Genomic DNA, 18420 nt, shown 5'->3' on the forward strand with positions numbered 1-18420 from the left:
ATGGCGTTCAAGCCCGTCCTGTTGTGGACTGACCTGCTGTTGTTCGTGCTCGTCTCGGCCGCGCTGCTGATGGTATTCCATGTCCGCCGCCACCCGCCCTTGCGAGAGGCCTGGCGCAAGGTGGGCCAACGTGCCGCCGGCATGGCGTCGATGACCGTGCTGCTGGCCTTCTTGGCAGTGGGGCTGCTCGACAGCATCCATTTCCGCCCTGTGCTGCGACCCGTCGAGGGGCAGACCCGAACCGAGGCGGTCTATTCGTCGGAAGTGCTGAGCGTACTCGACGCGTTGCTCGCCCCTCTGCGTCTGCAGACCGAGAAGACCTATTCGGCACCCTTCGCGCTCAGGCTCTATCAACGCGAAACCGTCGAAACGGCCGACGGCGGCCAGGCCCGGGACTACCCCCGCCTGGTGTACGGCGGACGTCACCTGGCCGAAGGCGAGGCGGTTGCGCCCGATCTGTCGAGCAGGGTGGGCGCGATTCTGTGGCGGGCAGGTTTGCCGATTCTGGGGGTGATGTGCTGCATCACGCTGATCGTCGGCCGGCGTGGGCAGGGTAGCTTTCCGCAGGCAGCACTGGATGTGCTTGGGGGACGTGCGACGCTGGCCTGGCGTGCGGCACTGGTGAGTGGCGCACTCATCGCGCTGGTGGTTGCTGCGGCGTACGAACTGGCCCCCCTTTACCACGTGCTGGGCACCGACAAGGTCGGGCAGGACGTGCTCTACCTGTCGTTGAAAAGCGTACGCACGGCGCTGATCATCGGCACCATCACCACCCTGGTGATGCTGCCGTTCGCGGTCGCGCTCGGCATTGCCGCGGGTTACCTCGGCGGCCTGGTCGATGATGCGATCCAGTACCTGTACACCGTGCTCAATGCCATCCCAGGCGTACTGTTGATCGCCGCTGCGGTGCTGATGATGCAGGTCGTGATCGACACCCATCCGCACTGGTTCGAAACGGCCGCCCAGCGCTCCGATGCACGCTTGCTCGCGCTGTGTTTCATTCTCGGCATTACCAGCTGGACCGGCCTGTGCCGCTTGTTGCGGGGCGAGACGCTGAAGTTGCGCGAACTCGAGTACGTGCAGGCCGCGCGTGCCTTCGGCGCCAGTACTCCGACCATCCTGCGGCGCCACATCCTGCCCAATGTGATGCATATCGTTCTGATCGCGCTGGTCATGGACTTTTCAGGACTGGTGCTGGCCGAGGCCGTGCTGTCCTATGTCGGCATTGGCGTCGATCCGACCACGATCAGCTTCGGTACCATGATCAACATGGCGCGCGCCGAACTCGCCCGCGAACCCATGGTGTGGTGGTCGCTGGCATCGGCGTTCGCCTTCATGTTCGTCCTCGTGCTCGCCGCGAACCTGTTTGCGGACGTGGTGCGCGATGCCTTCGATCCGCGACGATAGGCCCGATGGGAGGAGCGCGCTCCCTGAATTGGTCGAGGCTCAGCCCTTGGCGCGCATCAAGCGCTGCTTCTCGCGTTCCCAGTCGCGTTTCTTGTCGTCTTCGCGCTTGTCGAACTGCTTCTTGCCCTTGGCAAGTCCGATCTCGGCTTTCACCCGGCCCTTGCTGTAATGCAGGTCGAGCGGCACCAGCGTGAAGCCTGCACGCTCGACCTTGCCGATGAGTTTGGCGAGTTCGTGCCCGTGCAGCAGCAGCTTGCGCGTGCGTACGGGGTCGGCATGAATATGGGTGGATGCGCTCGACAGCGGGGTAATGTGCATGCCCAGGATGAAAAGCTCTTCACCACGCATGATGATGTAGCTTTCCTTGATGTTGGCCCGGCCCGCACGAATGGCCTTGACTTCCCACCCTTCGAGGACGAGCCCGGCCTCGTACTTCTCTTCGATGAAGTAGTCGTGATAAGCCTTGCGATTGTCGATGATGCTCATGGGTGGATGTGTTCGTCCGGACTGCCGGACCAAGCCTTTGCGGTAGAATCGCGCATTTTAGCAGTTCGGCGATCCGATCGCCCCCATACCCGATGGCTGACGTCAAGAAACTCGTCCTGATCGAATTCACGCCGGCGCAGATGTTCGAACTGGTGGACCGCTGCGAGGATTATCCGCAGTTTCTCCCCTGGTGCGGCGGCACCGAAGTGCACAAGCGCACCGAGAACGTCACCGGTGCGACCATCCACATCAACTATCACGGAATCAAGGCGCATTTCAGCACCGAGAACGAGAAGCACCCGCCGACGGAGATGATCATTCGCCTGACGGATGGGCCCTTCAACAGACTTGACGGGAACTGGCACTTTACTGCCTTGGGTGATTCGGCATGCAAGGTCGAATTCAACCTGCATTACCAGTTTTCGAGCAAGCTGCTGGAGAAGGTGCTGGGGCCAGTGTTCAATCACATTGCCAACACCTTCGTCGACTCCTTCGTCAAACGCGCCGCTCAGGTCTACGGAAAGCAGTGAACATGGCAGAAATCATCAACGTCGAAGTGACCTATGCGCTGCCGCAACGGCAGGAGCTCGTCCCGCTGCGCCTGCCCGAGGGCACGACGGTTCGCGCGGCGGTGGAGGCGTCGGGGCTGTTGAAGAAATACCCTGATATCGATATCGACGGTGCCAACAAGCTTGGCATCTACGCGAAGCTCGCCAAGCCGGACACGGTATTGCGTGATCGCGACCGGGTCGAAATCTATCGCCCGCTGATTGCCGATCCGAAAGCGGTGCGCAAGAAACGCGCAGACGAAGGCAAGGTCATGAAGAAGGGCGGTGGATCGGCCGACGAGGCTTAGGCCGGCAAGTGCGCCGGGCGGGCGCTCACTTGCAGAAATCGTCTACCTGCTTGCGCACCCGTGTTTCCTCTTCGGCACGCGCCGCATCGTCCAGGATGACGCGCTGACCGTCGCTGCCGTAACGGCCGATGCGCTGGCCGGAGTTCAGTGCGGCGAGGTTGCTGCGGGCATCCTCGCAGGCGCGCTTGCGTTGTGCAGCATCCGCGCTTTCCTTTTCCGCTTTTGCCTGGGCTTCGGCTTCGGCCGCACGCCGCTGCCGGAACTCGAGCTCCTTCTCGGCCAGCGTCTTGGGCTTTGAGGCATCGGCCGACTTTCCGTCCTGGGTACCGGCGGGTCGTGCAGACGCGGGCGCCGCTTCACGAATGGTCTTCACTGCGCCGGACGGCGGCGGTGTATCGGAGAAATGGACTTTTCCGTCTGCGTCTTTCCACTTGTAGATTTCGGCGCTGGCCGGCAGTGCAGCGAGCAGGGCAAGCATCAGGAGGGCAGAGCGCTTCATTTGAGATATCTCCGGGTTGCTGCGCCGCTTACATGAGGCGAGACGCCTCTGTATAATACGGATTTGGTCGAAAGGATAAAAGCCATGCGAGTGATCCAGAAGGCGCTGACGTTTGATGACGTCCTTCTTGTTCCCGCCCACTCGACGGTGCTCCCGCGCGATGTCGGCTTGCAGAGTCAGGTTACCCGCAATATCCGTCTGAATATTCCGCTGGTATCTGCCGCAATGGATACCGTGACGGAGTCGCGCCTTGCCATCGCGCTGGCGCAGGATGGCGGAATTGGTGTGGTGCACAAGAATTTGACCGCGGAGCAGCAGGCTGCCGAGGTCCATAAAGTGAAGCGTCACGAATCCGGGGTGCTCAAGGACCCGATCACCGTGCCGCCGACGATGCGTGTCGGTGAGGTCGTTGCGCTGACCCGCCTGCACAAGTTCTCCGGGTTGCCCGTCATCGACGGCAACCGCGTGGTGGGTATCGTGACTAACCGCGACCTGCGTTTCGAGTCGAACCTCGATCAGCCCGTCTCCGCCATCATGACACCTCAGGAACGGCTGGTGACGGTAAAAGAGGGCGCCAGCCTCGATGAAGCGCGCGAGTTGCTACGCAAGCATCGCCTCGAACGCGTGCTCGTCGTTAACGACGAGGGCGAGTTGTGCGGCCTGATCACGGTCAAGGACATGATGAAGTCCACCGAGCATCCGCAGGCGGCAAAAGACGAGCAGGGCAGGCTGCGCGTGGCGGCGGCGGTTGGGGTGGGCGCCGGCACCGAGGAACGTGTCGAGCTGCTCGCCGAAGCCGGCGTGGACATGATCGTCGTGGATACGGCACATGGCCATGCACAAGGTGTGCTGGACCGGGTGCGCTGGGTCAAACAGAACTTCCCCAGGGTCGAGGTCGTCGGCGGCAATATCGCCACGGGCGATGCGGCGCGCGCGCTGGTCGATGCTGGTGCGGACGGCGTCAAGGTGGGCATCGGTCCGGGCTCGATCTGCACCACGCGTATCGTGGCCGGCGTCGGCGTGCCGCAGATCACCGCCATCGACAATGTCTCGCGTGCACTGCAGGGCAGCGGCGTGCCGATGATCGCGGATGGCGGCATCCGCTATTCGGGCGACATCGCCAAGGCCATTGCAGCGGGGGCCAATGTGGTGATGCTGGGCGGCCTGTTTGCCGGTACAGAAGAGGCGCCGGGTGAGACCGTGCTGTTCCAGGGGCGTTCGTACAAGTCCTATCGCGGCATGGGTTCGCTGGGTGCCATGCAGAAGGGTGCGGCGGATCGTTACTTCCAGGACAGCTCGGCCAATATCGACAAGCTCGTACCCGAAGGCATCGAGGGGCGTGTGCCGTACAAGGGCACGGTGGGCGCGGTGATTCACCAGTTGGTTGGTGGCCTGCGTGCGTCGATGGGCTATCTCGGTTGCGAGAGCATCCCGGCCATGCATGAGCGGGCGCAATTCGTCGAGATCACCTCGGCCGGCGTGCGCGAATCGCATGTGCATGACGTGCAGATCACCCAGGAAGCACCCAACTACCACGTCGGTTAATTGCGTTATTGAACCGAAACAGGCGGCCGTGGGCCGCCTTTCTTCATTTTGAGGCAGTCATGTCCCACCAGAAAATCCTCATCCTCGACTTCGGCTCCCAGGTCTCCCAGCTGATCGCGCGTCGGGTCCGCGAGCAGCAGGTCTATTGCGAACTGCATCCATTCGATGTCAGCGACGAGTTCGTGCGTGAGTTCGGCGCCGACGGCATCATCCTGTCGGGTGGTCCGAACTCCGTGTATGAAGCGGCCGACTGGCGTGCGCCGCAGGCGGTATTCGAGGCCGGTGTGCCGGTGCTGGGCATCTGCTACGGCATGCAGACCATGGCATCGCAGCTCGGTGGCAAGGTCGAGAGCTCGCCGACGCGTGAATTCGGCTACGCCGAAATGCGGGCGCAGGGGCATTCGCGCTTGTTCAAGGACATCCAGGACCGCAGCAACGACGCAGGTCATGGATTGCTCGACGTATGGATGAGCCACGGCGACAAGGTGACCGGTCTGCCGCCGGGGTTCAAGGTCATCGGCAGCAACGAATCGACACCGATTGCCGCGATGGCGGATGAAGATCGGGGTTTCTACGGCGTGCAGTTCCATCCCGAAGTCACGCACACGATCAAGGGCAAGGAAATCATCGCCCGCTTCGTGCACGAGATCTGTGGTTGCGGCAACGACTGGAACATGCCCGACTACATCGCCGAAGCGGTGGAGCGGATTCGCGCACAGGTGGGTGACGAAGAGGTCATCCTCGGACTCTCCGGCGGGGTCGACTCCTCTGTTGCGGCGGCACTGATTCACCGTGCCATCGGCGATCAGCTCACCTGCGTCTTTGTCGACCATGGCCTGCTGCGCTTGAACGAAGGCAAGATGGTGATGGAAATGTTCGCCGGTCGCCTCCATGCCAAGGTGATTCATGTCGATGCTACGGACCAGTTCCTTGGCCATCTCAAGGGTGTGACCGATCCGGAGCAGAAGCGCAAGATCATCGGCCGCGAATTCGTCGAAGTGTTCCAGGCCGAGGCGAAGAAGCTGCCGAAGGCGAAGTGGCTGGCGCAGGGAACAATCTATCCTGATGTCATCGAATCGGGCGGCGCCAAGAACAAGAAGGCGCACACGATCAAGAGTCACCATAACGTCGGTGGCCTGCCCGAAACGCTCGGCCTGAAGCTGCTAGAGCCGCTGCGCGAACTGTTCAAGGACGAGGTCCGCGAGCTTGGCGTAGCGCTCGGGCTGCCGCATGACATGGTGTACCGCCATCCTTTCCCGGGGCCGGGCCTTGGGGTGCGCATTCTTGGCGAAGTGAAATCCGAGTTCGCCGACCTGTTGCGCCGTGCCGATGCGATCTTTATCGACGAGCTGCGCGCCGCAGACTGGTACGACAAGACCAGCCAGGCCTTCGCGGTGTTCCTGCCGGTGAAGAGTGTCGGCGTGATGGGCGATGGCCGCACCTACGAATACGTGGTGGCGCTGCGCGCGGTGCAGACTCAGGATTTCATGACTGCGCACTGGGCGGAACTGCCGCACAGCCTGCTGGGCAAGGTCAGCAATCGCATCATCAACGAGGTGCGAGGGATCAACCGCGTCGTGTACGACATCTCCGGCAAGCCGCCGGCGACGATCGAGTGGGAGTGAAATCGGGTCCTTCGGGGTCTATCGTTAGCTATCGAAAATATGTCATAACGTGTTGAGTTATAAAGAAATACGTCGCGACATCTATCGGTGACTATCGCCGGCAAGCGGAGCAGGTTGGCGATATCCGTGACGGTAGATCCCAAGGGCCGGATTAAAACCCTGCCGTTAACTATTCGGACCGAACCGATCTTTGACGGTAAAACACTCATAAGAAAGCTTGTTTCATGCGGCTTTCCGAGCATCTGCAGGTCTCCTGACCCCTGACGGCAAGTTGCCGTCATGAACTGAGGGAAACCTCGATGCTTACCGACACCACATTTCGCAATCTCGAGCCTAAGGCCAAGCCCTACAAGGCTTACGGTCGCGATGGCATGTACGTAACGGTATCGACCACCGGTACCGCCACCTTCTTCCGCTACGATCACCGTCTCAATGGCCGGCGCGGGACGCTGATCATACGGACGGTATGGACCGTCCTGTACACCATAGGCTTCCTGCAACTGCTTGATCTGCTTCTCGTACTGCTTCCGGATGTCTAGCGGATTCGCTCGCAGGGCATTCTTCCATGCCCCGCCTGACCTCTTCGATTCAGGTCTCAATCTCAAACGGAGGCAGGTCATACGAACGACTAGCCTCTGCCACCGCCATCTTGCGCTGCAGAATTTCCAACACCAACGCACGCTTGCGCTTGGCCGTCCAGTGCTTGATCTCGTCTTCCATTGCCGTACCCAGGTGTCACTCCTCTTTGGGGTAAGACATGAGGAGGTTTTCAATGGGTCAATACAACTGGAGCGTAGCGTCGAGTCAGGGCTGTCCGGTGGGGCAGGTGTCAGCAAGACGGTGTTACTCAGCGCAGGCAACCATCCTGCGACGCCTTCGTGGTACCTGAGTTTCAAGATGTTGGCGGCGGGCTAAATCGCCCCTGCGTGTCGCTGCGAGCGGCACCGGTCGACATTCAATCTGTCGAGGTCGCGATATTGCATCTTTGGTCGACGATGGTTCTGCGGGCTCACCCATTATGGGGGTATCGCCGTGAGATATAACGAGGACATCGCGTTGGGAGACTAATCCGATATGGGTAGTCAATGTGTCGAAAATTTTGACACTTCAGCCTCCTCAATGAATAACTCAATAACATATATGGAATGTAAATATTTGATATTTATGCTGGATTGCCTCTTTTATGCATTATGGCATTGTTTGTGCTTTCGTTCGATTCGAATTGCCCGCCCGGATGGTCTGATCGAACCGCGGGGCAAATCTTTCGTTCGTATAAACAGGGAATACTTCATGAAAATCCAACTAAAAGTGCTGACGCTTGCGCTTGCCATGGCGACTAGTGTTTCTGCCCATGCTGGTGTGGTGACGGTGTGGGGCGAAACGCTTGGTGGTTTCAGTCAGACCAGCATCAACGATTTCTACAACGGTCTTGCGGGGCATAGTTCCTCTATTGCCACCGGCACGTTGGACACAGTCAGTCTCGCCGGGGTCAATCTCCTGTGGGCGACTCAGCCTGGAAATGCGTACACGGTTGCGGAGTTGAACACGATGTCCAACTTCCTGGCTGGCGGTGGGCGAATTGCCTTCATGGGCGAGCATGGCACTTTCGGGGCTGCGCAGAACACATGGATCAATGGCGCGCTCTCCTTCCTGGGGAGCACGATCACGATCAACAATGTCATCGTCGATAGTGGTTTCCGCAGCGCAAGCGTCGGCGATGGTCAAATTCTCAGCCATGCACTGACCACCGGGGTCAATACATACCAGTACGCTGCGTTTGCGCCGCTCACCATCAGTGGAACAGCCGAGGCGCTGATGCTGGGTGAAGAGAATTTCAACGGCGCGTCCAGCGTCATGATGGCTTACCAGAATATTGGACCTGGCAGTGTGTTCCTGATCACGGACCAGAACGTGTGGGACAACGCTCCTGACTGGTTGGGGAGTTTCGACAATGGCCGCATGTTCGAGAATCTCTTGAGCGGCAATACCGGCGCACCGCCCGTAAACCCCAACCCCGTATCCGAACCTGCGTCGTTCGCGCTGCTCGGTATCGGTCTCATGGGGCTGGCAGCTGCCCGCCGCCGAAAGTCGGCCTGACGTTGTTGCATAGCACCGTGTAGCATCCTGCGGGCAATCTCGAAGCCTGACTTGCAGGCTTTAATCAGGCTGCATTACGGTGGACCCCGTAAGCTCAAGGGCTTACGGGGTCTTTTTTCGTGTATTTGCGCAAGCAGCGATGCCCATGCTGCATTATCTGGCCAGATGCATCGTCGAGAACCCTGCATACGGTGCCGGGCCGACGCAGAAGCGTTTCTCGGCGAAGGGTGTCATGGGTCAGCCTCCGCGCTGCACGTTGCGCGCTTGAGCAGGAAAGGGGTATTGACAGGGCTAGACCGGATCGTCATTCGGGGGGAGGGCGCCCGCTCCACAGAAATGGATGTTGCGGCGCAGCGTGTCAATGTTTAATCCCTTCTCATCGAAACCAGAGTCAACGCCACTTGCATTCGCACGCGCAATGGTCACAAGCACAAAATGCTGTGAGCGAGCGCTGTATGGGTCCGACAAGGATGGTGCTCGGTTCAGGCCAGGTTCGGATTGAAGGGCGGTACCGAATGGTCCTTCGGCGCGGGTCTAATGCGAGATCGTGGAAAAGGGTACAAAAAGAAAAGGCCCGCTCAACGGCGGGCCGGTGCATCGGCAGGCGTTGCCGTGGGTAATCAGCTTTGAGTCGAGTCGGTACGATAGGACTGGATAATCGGCAACAGCTGCCCGAACACCTTGGGGGTGCCCGCGACCACGTTGCCCGTGGTCATGAAATTGCCTTCGCCGGCAAAGTCCGACACCAGGCCACCGGCTTCCTGCACCAGCAGCACGCCGGCGGCCATATCCCACGGCGCGAGGCCGATTTCCCAGAAACCGTCAAGGCGGCCTGCAGCCACGTAGGCCAGATCCAGCGCTGCGGCACCGGGACGACGAATGCCGGCGGCTTTTTGAGTAAGCTCGCGGAACATGGCAAGGTAGGCGTCGATGTTGCCGAATTCGCGATAGGGGAAGCCGGTGCCGAGCAGCGCATCTGACAGCCGCGTGCGACGCGAAACCCGGATCCTGCGATCGTTGAGGAAGGCGCCACCACCGCGCGAGGCGGTGAACAGCTCATTGTTGATCGGGTTGTAGACTACGCAGTGTTCGGGCACGCCGTTCTTGGCCAGTGCAATCGAGATGGCGTACTGCGGGAAACCATGGATAAAGTTCGTCGTGCCGTCCAGCGGATCGATGATCCAGACGAATTCGCTCTCGGCGCCGGACTCGCCCGACTCCTCTGCTAGAATCCCGTGCCCCGGATAGGCCTCACGAAGGACTTCGATGATGGCTTTCTCTGCGGCGCGATCGACTTCGGTCACGAAGTCATTGGGCGATTTCGATTCGACGGTGAGCAGTTCGAGTTGCGTCGAAGCCCGGTTGATGACGGTTGCGGCGCGGCGTGCGGCCTTTACGGCGATATTCAGAGTGGGATGCATGCGGATCGGTCTCGGCGGGTGGAGCGGTCCAGGGCAGTGCGCCCCGTAACGATCAAATACGAAAAACGGTGAATTTTAATATGAATGGCGCCTTTGCGCTTGATCGCGTCCGCGTCGTCCTTTCCCGGCCCAGTCATCCGGGCAATATCGGTGCGGCCGCGCGGGCGATGAAGACCATGGGGCTGTCGCAGCTGTGGCTTGTTTCGCCTGCCGCTTTCCCTGATCCGGTGGCCGATGCGCGCGCCTCCGGGGCCGTCGACCTGCTCGAATCGGCCCGAGTCGTTGCGACGCTGGAAGAGGCGCTGGCCGGCACTGTGCTGGCTGCGGCGGTGACAGCGCGCCGACGCGAACTGAGCCTGCCGCGCATGACCGCACGCGCCGCAGCGGTGGAACTCGTGCGCTGGTCCGGGCGCGGTGATCTGGCGCTTGTGTTCGGTAATGAGACCAGTGGCTTGTCGAACGAAGAGGTGGGCCTGTGTTCGATGCCGGTGACGATCCCGACCAACCCGGACTTCTCATCCCTCAACCTCGGTGCCGCAGTGCAGTTGCTGTGCTACGAGATGCGCATGGCAGCGATGACGCCGGCCGACGTCTATGCTGGCGACCCGCAGCCGCAGGTGGCGACCCACGATGAAGTGGAGGGCTTTCTCGCCCATCTGGAGCAGGCGGTGACAGAGAGCGGGTTTCACGAGCCACACAACCCACGCCGGCTGATGCCACGTCTGCGGAGGCTGTTTGCCCGTGTGCGCCTGGAGAAGGAAGAGGTCGGCATCCTGCGCGGCATGCTCTCTAGCTTTCAGCGCAAAGCCGAGTAAAATAGTAGGCTATTGAAACAAGGACTGGTGACGATGCGTCGTTGCCCCATTCAAGTACCCGGAGAGTGCATTTCATGTTTGAACACCTGCGCGAGGACCTGGCCAGTGTGCGTGAGCGCGACCCTGCCGCCCGTTCGACCTTCGAGGTGTTGACCTGTTATCCGGGTGTGCACGCGCTGATTTTTCATCGTCTGGCACATGCGGCGTGGAAGCGCAATCTGTACTGGCTCGGCAGGTTCATCAGCCACATCAGCCGCTTTCTGACGGGGATCGAGATCCACCCGGGTGCGGTGATCGGGCGTCGGGTGTTCATCGACCACGGCATGGGCGTGGTCATTGGTGAAACGGCCGAGATCGGGGATGACTGCACCATCTACCAGGCCGTGACCCTGGGCGGAACGTCGCTGTATCGGGGTACCAAGCGCCATCCCACGCTGGGCAAGGGTGTGGTGGTGGGGGCGGGCGCCAAGGTGCTGGGCGTGCTGGGCGGGTTCACCGTCGGCGAGGGCGCCAAGATCGGCTCCAACGCGGTGGTGGTCAAGCCGGTTCCGGCGGGCGCGACGGCGGTCGGCAATCCCGCCCGCGTGCTCGACCCAGAGCGCGATGCCGAGCGCGCGCAGAAAGCCGAGCAGATGGGGTTCTCTGCCTACGGCGTGACGCGCGACATGGATGATCCGGTGGCCAAGGCGCTTCACGGTCTGCTCGATCACGCGGTCGAGACCGATCGCCGCTTCCAGGTAATGTGCAAGCGGATGGAGGCGGCAGGACTCAAGCTCGACCAGTCGGTCGAGTCCAATGATGACTTCGATGCGTCCAGATTGTCCAAGATGGTCGATTGAACCGGATGGTTCGGTGAGTAGTTGACCGTTTTTGTCGGGATACGTATAGTTGAGTGAAACATTCGGGTATTAGCCCGTTTGATCACTTTTGCTTCGAGGAGGCATCATGAGACTGACGACCAAGGGCCGTTTTGCCGTCACTGCGATGATCGACCTGGCTGCGCGTCAGGCTGATGGGCCGGTGACGCTGGCGGGAATCGCCGAGCGGCAGAAGATTTCGCTGTCATATCTCGAACAGCTCTTTGGCAAGCTCAGGCGCTACAAGTTGGTGACGAGCGTTCGTGGTCCGGGCGGGGGCTATCGCCTGGCCAGGGACATGCGTTCGATTACCGTGACCGACATCATCATTGCCGTCGACGAACCGCTCGATGCCACCCTCTGTGGCGGCAAGCAGAATTGTCATGACGAGCATCGCTGCATGACGCACGATCTGTGGACCAACCTGAACAAGCGCATGTATGCCTATCTCGACTCGGTGACGCTTGGGGCGCTGGTGGCGCGCGAGGTGAAACCCGACCCGGATGTGAACGTGCTGCGCGAGGTTCGCCGGCGGGCATCTGTTTCGCTGCACGACGCGGCCACTGTGTAAGGTGGTGAGCGCAATGTTTGCCCCGGCCTATCTCGACTGGAACGCCAGCACGCCCGTTGATCCGGCAGTGCGCGAAGCCATGTTGCCGTGGCTGGATGCGTCATTCGGCAATGCATCGAGCCGACACGAGTACGGGCGTCGTGCCCGTGCTGCCATCGACGCGGCGCGAGCGCAGGTTGCTGCGGCGGTGAATGCCCACCCAACCGAAGTCATCTTTACCAGCGGCGGGTCGGAAGCGAACAATCTCTTCCTCAAGGGCGCCGCGGCGATGATGAAGCCGGGTCTGGTCGCCGTCAGTGCCATCGAGCATCCCTGCGTACGCGAGCCGGCGCGGCAGTTGCGCAGGCTTGGCTGGGTCATGCGTGAAGTGGCGGTCGATGTGCATGGTTGCATCGACGCGGACGACTGGAAGTCCACGCTGGAAGCGCGGCCCTCGCTGGTGTCGGTGATGCTCGCAAACAACGAGACCGGCGTGCTGCAGGATATCGGCGCGCTCGCGACCCAGGCGAAAGCGGGTGGTGCCTACATACATACCGATGCAGTCCAGGCCTTGGGAAAGATCGTTGTCGACTTTCGCGCGCTCGGCGTCAATGCCTTGACCCTGTCGGCGCACAAGATCGGCGGTCCGCTCGGTGCCGGTGCCTTGATTGTCGACAAACGTGTCGAATTGGCACCACTGGTCGCAGGTGGCGGACAGGAGCGTGGTCTGCGCTCGGGAACCGAGAATGTGGCCGCGATTGTGGGTTTCGGTGCAGCATGCGAAGCGGCCGTTGCCCGCATGAGCAAGGAGCAGCGCCGTCTGGCAGACTTGCGTGATTCGCTCGACGCCGTGCTCGTGGCGGCGGGCGCGACCCTGTTTTCCACGGCGCCGGCCCGTCTGCCAAATACCTGCTTCTTCGGTTTTGATGGCATCGATGGCGAGACGCTGGTGGGCAAACTCGATCGGGCCGGCTTTGCCTGTGCGAGCGGCTCGGCGTGTTCGAGCGCGAATCCGGAACCGTCACACACACTGCTGGCCATGGGTGTGGCGCCAGATACGGCGCGAACGGCGGTAAGGGTGAGTCTCGGTCGTGATACCACGGCGAAGCAGGTCACCGAGTTCGGTGGCGCTCTGATTCGAATCGTTGACGAATTGAAGAACCTCGCTGCCATGGCGGCGTAAATGTACAGATTATGCGGAGAAACCCAATGCTGAAGTTCCCGATCTATCTCGACTATTCTGCAACCACGCCGGTTGACCCGCGCGTCGCCGCGGCGATGATCCCGTGGCTGACCGAACAGTTCGGCAATCCCGCCAGCCGCTCCCACGCGTATGGGTGGTCGGCGGAGAAAGCGGTCGAAGATGCCCGCGAGCAGGTTGCCGCACTGGTGAATGCGGACTCGAAGGAGATCGTGTGGACCTCCGGCGCAACCGAGTCCAACAACCTTGCCATCAAGGGTGCCGCGCATTTCTACAAGGGCAAGGGCAAGCACGTCATTACCCTGAAGACCGAACACAAGGCGGTTCTCGACACGGTTAGAGAACTCGAGCGTGAAGGCTTCGAGGCGACCTATCTCGACGTCCAGGAAAACGGCCTGGTTGATCTGGAGGCATTCAAGGCGGCCTTGCGTCCGGATACGATCCTGGTGTCGGTCATGTTCGTCAATAACGAGGTCGGTGTTATCCAGCCGATCGCCGAAATCGGCGAGATCTGCCGCGAAAAGGGCATCGTTTTCCATGTGGATGCCGCGCAGGCGACGGGCAAGGTCGACATCGACCTGAGCAAACTGAAGGTCGACCTGATGAGCTTTTCGGCGCACAAGACCTATGGCCCCAAGGGTGTGGGCGCGCTGTACGTGCGACGCAAGCCGCGCGTGCGCCTGGAGGCGCAGATGCACGGTGGCGGCCACGAGCGCGGGTTGCGCTCGGGCACGCTGGCGACACATCAGATCGTCGGCATGGGCGAGGCCTTCCGTATTGCACGCGAAGAAATGGGCGTCGAGAATGAGCGCATCCGTGCGCTGAGGGACCGCCTGTTGAAGGGGTTGACCGATATCGAGGCGACCTATGTCAATGGCGACCTCGAACATCGGGTACCGCATAACCTGAATATCTCCTTTGCCTATGTCGAGGGAGAATCTCTGATCATGGCGATCAAGGACATCGCCGTTTCGTCGGGCTCGGCCTGTACCTCGGCCAGTCTGGAGCCGTCGTACGTATTGCGCGCGCTGGGGCGTAACGACGAACTCGCACACAGTTCGATCCGCTTTACCATCGGGCGCTTCACGACCGAGGAAGAGATCGATTACACCATCGACCTGCTGCACAAGAAGATCGGCAAACTGCGCGAACTCTCGCCACTGTGGGAGATGTTCAAGGATGGTGTCGATCTGGATTCCGTGCAGTGGGCAGCGCACTAACGTTTCAGTATCAGGAGAACGAAAATGGCATACAGCGAAAAAGTGCTGGATCACTATGAAAATCCCCGCAACGTCGGTTCCTTCGCCAAGGACGACGATAGCGTTGCGACCGGCATGGTCGGCGCACCGGCCTGTGGTGACGTGATGAAACTGCAGATCAAGGTCGGCAAGGACGGCGTGATCGAGGATGCGAAGTTCAAGACCTATGGCTGTGGTTCGGCCATCGCATCGAGTTCGCTCGTGACCGAATGGGTCAAGGGCAAGACGATCGATCAGGCGCTCGAGATCAAGAACACCCAGATTGCCGAGGAACTGGCGCTACCGCCGGTTAAAATTCACTGCTCGATCCTCGCCGAGGATGCGATCAAGGCGGCTGTGGCCGACTACAAGAAAAAGCACGAAGTCTGATACGGAGGTTCACGATGGGCGTCACTCTCTCTGAAAGTGCGGCAAAGCATGTGTCCACCTTCATTGCCAAGCGTGGCAAGGGTGTGGGCATCCGGCTGGGCGTAAAGACTTCGGGCTGCTCCGGCATGGCTTACAAGCTCGAATTCGTCGATGAAATGCACGACGAAGACCTGATCTTCGATAGTCACGGGGTCAAGGTCATCGTCGACCCGAAGAGTCTCGTCTATCTTGAGGGCACCGAGTTGGACTTCGTCCGAGAAGGCCTGAACGAGGGCTTCAAGTTCAACAACCCGAACGTGAAGGATGCTTGCGGCTGCGGCGAGAGCTTCAACGTCTGATGGGACGCCCGGAGGCGAGCGACCGCATGAGCATCGATCTGACCCAGGACTTCTTCACCCTGTTCGGTTTGCCGCGCCGCTTCGACATCGATGAGGCCAAGCTTGACCATGCATGGCACGAACTGCAATCCCAGGTGCATCCCGATCGTCATGCGCACCTGTCGGATCTCGAAAAGCGCCGTTCGATGCAGTGGGCCACACGGGTCAATGAGGGCTTTCGCACCTTGAAGAAGCCGTTGCCGCGCGCAAGCTACCTGCTCGAGCTCGCGGGTATCGACGCTGCGCTCGAAACCAATACCGCCATGTCGCCCGAATTCCTGATGGAACAGATGGAGTGGCGCGAGGCGGTGGAGGAGGCGCGGCAGGCGGGCGAGGTGGATGAACTGGAGCAACTGCACCAGCGCTTGCGCCTGCATTCACGCGAAGTGCTCGAAAGCCTCAGTCAGGAGCTGGATGAGGCGCACGACTATGTCGCTGCGGCCGATACGGTTCGACGCCTGATGTTCATTGAAAAGCTTCAACACGAGATTGACGATGCCCTAGAGGCACTCGAAACCTGAACCTGGAATTTTCTGATGGCACTGTTGCAGATCGCAGAACCCGGAATGTCCACCGAGCCGCACAAGCATCGGCTTGCAGTAGGCATCGACCTCGGCACTACGAACTCGCTGGTTGCCACCGTGCGCAACAGCATTGCCGTATGTCTTGCTGATGAAAGCGGCCGCTCGATGCTGCCTTCGATCGTGCACTATCGCGCGGATGGCAGCATCGATGTCGGCCAGTCTGCGGTGCTGGCGCAGGCCAGCGATCCCCGCAACACGATCGTGTCGGTGAAGCGTTTCATGGGACGTGGGTTGAAGGATGTCGCCCACGTCGAGACCATGCCCTATGATTTCGAAGACAGCCCTGGCATGGTCCGCTTGCGCACGGTGCAGGGGGTCAAGAGCCCGGTGGAGGTTTCCGCCGAGATTCTTCGCGTACTGCGATTGCGGGCCGAAGCGAGCCTGGGTGGCGCGCTCGATGGCGCCGTGATCACGGTGCCGGCCTATTTCGACGATGCCCAGCGCCAGGCCACCAAGGATGCGGCCCGGCTTGCCGGACTCGACGTCTTGCGTCTGCTCAATGAACCGACCGCAGCGGCGGTCGCCTACGGTCTCGATAATGCTGCCGAGGGCGTGTACGCGGTCTATGACCTTGGCGGCGGCACCTTTGATCTGTCGATCCTGAAACTGTCGCGTGGCGTCTTCGAGGTGCTCTCCACCAATGGCGATGCCGCCCTCGGGGGCGATGATTTCGATCATCGCCTGTTCTGCTGGGCGCTCGAGACGTCCAAGCAGTCGCCGCTATCGTCCTCCGATTCACGGCGCTTGCAGATCAAGGCGCGTGAAGCGAAGGAGCAGCTGACCATTTGCGAAGAAGCTCCGATCCATCTGAAGCTTGCCAGCGGTGACGAGATCAACCTCGTCATCACCCGCGAGAAGTTTGCCGAACTGACGGCCCACCTCGTGCAGAAGACGCTTGGCCCGGTACGAAAGGCGCTGCGTGATGCCGGACTGGGGCCGGAGGACATAAAGGGCGTGGTGATGGTCGGCGGCGCAACGCGCATGCCCCATATACAGCGCGCCGTCGCCAGCTATTTCGGCCAGGAGCCACTGACCAATCTCGATCCGGACAAGGTCGTCGCGCTCGGCGCGGCGATGCAGGCCAACGCGCTTGTGGGCAACCGCAAGACCGAAGACGATGACTGGTTGCTGCTCGACGTCATTCCGCTGTCGCTCGGTCTCGAGACCATGGGGGGGCTGGTTGAAAAAGTGGTCCCACGCAATGCCACGCTGCCCATTGCCCGCGCGCAGGAGTTCACTACGTTCAAGGATGGGCAGACCGCCATGGCCTTCCATGTCGTTCAGGGCGAACGCGAACTGGTGTCGGACTGCCGCTCGCTGGCCCGTTTCGAGCTTCGCGGCATTCCGCCGATGGTTGCCGGTGCGGCGCGAATCCGGGTGGCGTTCCAGGTCGATGCGGATGGTCTGCTGTCGGTGTCGGCGCGCGAGATGTCTTCGGGCGTGGAAGCCAGTGTGCTGGTGAAACCGTCCTACGGCCTGTCCGACGACGAAATTGCAGGCATGTTGCAGGCCGGAGTCGAACGCGCCGGTGACGATATGGCTGCACGAGCTCTGCGTGAGCAGCAGGTGGAAGCCGATCGCGTCATCGAGGCGACCGAGCAGGCGCTGGCAAAGGATGGCGCCTTGCTCGATGCCACCGAGCGCGCCCATATCGATGAAGTGCTGGCCGCGTTGCGCAGGCTGAGGGATGGTGATGACCATCGGGCCATCAAGACGGGGATCGATGCGCTCGCGCGGGCCACAGATGAATTTGCCGCGCGGCGCATGGACAGCAGCATCCGCTCTGCGCTCACCGGCCACAAGATAGACGAGATTTCCGTATGACCCAGATTATCGTATTACCGCATGTCGAACTCTGCCCCGAGGGGACGGTGATTGAGGCGGCCCCCGGAACGTCGATTTGCGATGCCTTGCTCGACAACGGTATCGAGATCGAACATGCGTGCGAGAAATCCTGCGCCTGTACCACCTGCCATGTCATCGTGCGCGAAGGTTTCTCGTCGCTTGCCGAAGCTGAGGAAGAGGAAGAGGATCTGCTCGACAAGGCATGGGGCCTCGAGCCGCAGTCGCGTCTGTCGTGTCAGGCCGAAGTGGGCGATGTCGCACTGGTGGTCGAGATTCCCCGTTACACCATCAACATGGCGAGGGAGGGCAAGCACTGATGAAATGGACCGAAGTGCAGGAGATCGGCATCCAATTGGCGGAGGCGCATCCCGACGTGGATCCGACCAAGGTGAATTTCGTAGACCTGATGAACTGGGTTGTTGCCCTGCCCGAATTCGATGACGACGTGAAACACTGTGGTGAGCGCATCCTCGAAGGCATCCAGCAGGCGTGGATCGAAGAGCGCGACTGACGCATTGCGGCTGAACGGGGCATCGCTGCATCCGTTCAGCCGTCGGTAGTTCCATACATCGCCGGCGCACCATGGAAGGGGAAGCGGCGGCGTCATGCCAATCTGAGCGCCTGGCA

General features: G+C 60.9%; 21 protein-coding genes and 1 pseudogene. 18 read left to right on the plus strand and 4 right to left on the minus strand.

Annotated elements, in window-relative coordinates; all coding sequences use genetic code 11:
• Entirely contained in the window at nt 1-1407 is a 1407-nt protein-coding gene (locus J5J83_RS03560; protein WP_212352771.1) for an ABC transporter permease, read from the plus strand.
• Nucleotides 1408-1446: 39 nt separating this feature from the next.
• Here J5J83_RS03560 and smpB read toward each other — a convergent pair whose 3' ends face one another.
• Nucleotides 1447-1893, minus strand: coding sequence for an SsrA-binding protein SmpB (gene smpB / locus J5J83_RS03565; RefSeq protein ID WP_212345518.1), 447 nt, complete (start codon nt 1891-1893; stop codon nt 1447-1449).
• A gap of 92 nt (nt 1894-1985) precedes the next feature.
• On the opposite strand from smpB, the gene J5J83_RS03570 reads away from it, so the two are divergent.
• Both J5J83_RS03570 and J5J83_RS03575 read left to right on the plus strand, forming a co-directional pair.
• Nucleotides 1986-2423 carry a type II toxin-antitoxin system RatA family toxin gene (locus J5J83_RS03570; RefSeq protein WP_212345521.1) on the plus strand — a complete coding sequence of 146 codons (438 nt, stop codon included), beginning with the start codon at nt 1986-1988 and terminating at the stop codon, nt 2421-2423.
• Between the two features lie 2 nt (nt 2424-2425).
• Nucleotides 2426-2749 (plus strand): RnfH family protein, encoded by a 324-nt coding sequence (locus J5J83_RS03575; protein ID WP_212345524.1) that lies wholly within the window; start codon nt 2426-2428, stop codon nt 2747-2749.
• A 25-nt stretch (nt 2750-2774) separates the two neighbouring features.
• Here J5J83_RS03575 and J5J83_RS03580 read toward each other — a convergent pair whose 3' ends face one another.
• Nucleotides 2775-3248: a DUF4124 domain-containing protein gene (locus tag J5J83_RS03580; protein WP_212345527.1), complete on the minus strand. Its 474-nt coding sequence runs from the start codon at nt 3246-3248 to the stop codon at nt 2775-2777.
• 84 nt (nt 3249-3332) lie between these two features.
• Between J5J83_RS03580 and guaB the strand changes: the two genes are divergently transcribed.
• The 3 genes and pseudogenes from guaB to J5J83_RS23230 all read left to right on the plus strand — a co-directional run.
• Complete coding sequence (gene guaB, locus J5J83_RS03585) at nt 3333-4793, plus strand: IMP dehydrogenase (RefSeq protein ID WP_212345529.1); 1461 nt, start codon at nt 3333-3335, stop codon at nt 4791-4793.
• Between the two features lie 59 nt (nt 4794-4852).
• Nucleotides 4853-6418, plus strand: a complete 1566-nt coding sequence (guaA, locus tag J5J83_RS03590) for a glutamine-hydrolyzing GMP synthase (protein WP_212345532.1) — start codon at nt 4853-4855, stop codon at nt 6416-6418.
• Between the two features lie 299 nt (nt 6419-6717).
• Nucleotides 6718-6870 (plus strand): annotated as a pseudogene (locus J5J83_RS23230) (Arm DNA-binding domain-containing protein); the annotation flags it as partial.
• Nucleotides 6871-7006: 136 nt separating this feature from the next.
• Here J5J83_RS23230 and J5J83_RS23110 read toward each other — a convergent pair.
• Entirely contained in the window at nt 7007-7138 is a 132-nt protein-coding gene (locus J5J83_RS23110) for a hypothetical protein (RefSeq protein ID WP_282959119.1), read from the minus strand.
• 570 nt (nt 7139-7708) lie between these two features.
• Here J5J83_RS23110 and J5J83_RS03600 point away from each other — a divergent pair.
• Entirely contained in the window at nt 7709-8515 is an 807-nt protein-coding gene (locus J5J83_RS03600) for a PEP-CTERM sorting domain-containing protein (RefSeq protein WP_249115604.1), read from the plus strand.
• 620 nt (nt 8516-9135) lie between these two features.
• Here the strand turns inward: J5J83_RS03600 and J5J83_RS03605 are convergent.
• The gene (locus tag J5J83_RS03605; protein ID WP_212345536.1) at nt 9136-9936 is read right to left on the minus strand and encodes an inositol monophosphatase family protein; all 801 of its coding nucleotides are present in this window, start codon (nt 9934-9936) and stop codon (nt 9136-9138) included.
• An 80-nt stretch (nt 9937-10016) separates the two neighbouring features.
• On the opposite strand from J5J83_RS03605, the gene J5J83_RS03610 reads away from it, so the two are divergent.
• From J5J83_RS03610 to iscX, 11 genes are all read left to right on the plus strand, one after another.
• Nucleotides 10017-10751 (plus strand): RNA methyltransferase, encoded by a 735-nt coding sequence (locus J5J83_RS03610; RefSeq protein ID WP_212345539.1) that lies wholly within the window; start codon nt 10017-10019, stop codon nt 10749-10751.
• 74 nt (nt 10752-10825) lie between these two features.
• Nucleotides 10826-11590, plus strand: a complete 765-nt coding sequence (gene cysE / locus J5J83_RS03615) for a serine O-acetyltransferase (protein ID WP_212345542.1) — start codon at nt 10826-10828, stop codon at nt 11588-11590.
• 106 nt (nt 11591-11696) lie between these two features.
• Nucleotides 11697-12179, plus strand: a complete 483-nt coding sequence (locus J5J83_RS03620; RefSeq protein WP_212345545.1) for a Fe-S cluster assembly transcription factor — start codon at nt 11697-11699, stop codon at nt 12177-12179.
• A gap of 13 nt (nt 12180-12192) precedes the next feature.
• A complete protein-coding gene (locus J5J83_RS03625; RefSeq protein WP_212345548.1) occupies nt 12193-13341 on the plus strand; it encodes a cysteine desulfurase family protein in 1149 nt (382 codons plus the stop codon).
• A gap of 29 nt (nt 13342-13370) precedes the next feature.
• Nucleotides 13371-14579 (plus strand): IscS subfamily cysteine desulfurase, encoded by a 1209-nt coding sequence (locus J5J83_RS03630; protein ID WP_212352775.1) that lies wholly within the window; start codon nt 13371-13373, stop codon nt 14577-14579.
• A 24-nt stretch (nt 14580-14603) separates the two neighbouring features.
• Nucleotides 14604-14987 (plus strand): Fe-S cluster assembly scaffold IscU, encoded by a 384-nt coding sequence (iscU, locus tag J5J83_RS03635; protein WP_212345551.1) that lies wholly within the window; start codon nt 14604-14606, stop codon nt 14985-14987.
• Nucleotides 14988-15001: 14 nt separating this feature from the next.
• The gene (iscA, locus tag J5J83_RS03640; protein WP_212345554.1) at nt 15002-15325 is read left to right on the plus strand and encodes an iron-sulfur cluster assembly protein IscA; all 324 of its coding nucleotides are present in this window, start codon (nt 15002-15004) and stop codon (nt 15323-15325) included.
• A 26-nt stretch (nt 15326-15351) separates the two neighbouring features.
• The gene (gene hscB, locus J5J83_RS03645) at nt 15352-15885 is read left to right on the plus strand and encodes a Fe-S protein assembly co-chaperone HscB (RefSeq protein ID WP_212345557.1); all 534 of its coding nucleotides are present in this window, start codon (nt 15352-15354) and stop codon (nt 15883-15885) included.
• Between the two features lie 15 nt (nt 15886-15900).
• Nucleotides 15901-17772, plus strand: coding sequence for a Fe-S protein assembly chaperone HscA (gene hscA, locus J5J83_RS03650; RefSeq protein WP_212345560.1), 1872 nt, complete (start codon nt 15901-15903; stop codon nt 17770-17772).
• The gene (gene fdx, locus J5J83_RS03655) at nt 17769-18110 is read left to right on the plus strand and encodes an ISC system 2Fe-2S type ferredoxin (protein WP_212345561.1); all 342 of its coding nucleotides are present in this window, start codon (nt 17769-17771) and stop codon (nt 18108-18110) included. The genes hscA and fdx overlap by 4 nt, the downstream gene beginning before the upstream one ends.
• Entirely contained in the window at nt 18110-18304 is a 195-nt protein-coding gene (gene iscX / locus J5J83_RS03660; RefSeq protein ID WP_212345563.1) for a Fe-S cluster assembly protein IscX, read from the plus strand. The genes fdx and iscX overlap by 1 nt, the downstream gene beginning before the upstream one ends.
• Nucleotides 18305-18420: the final 116 nt, after the last annotated feature.

The sequence above is a fragment of the Azoarcus sp. L1K30 genome (assembly GCF_018122735.1).
Lineage (GTDB): Bacteria > Pseudomonadota > Gammaproteobacteria > Burkholderiales > Rhodocyclaceae > Parazoarcus.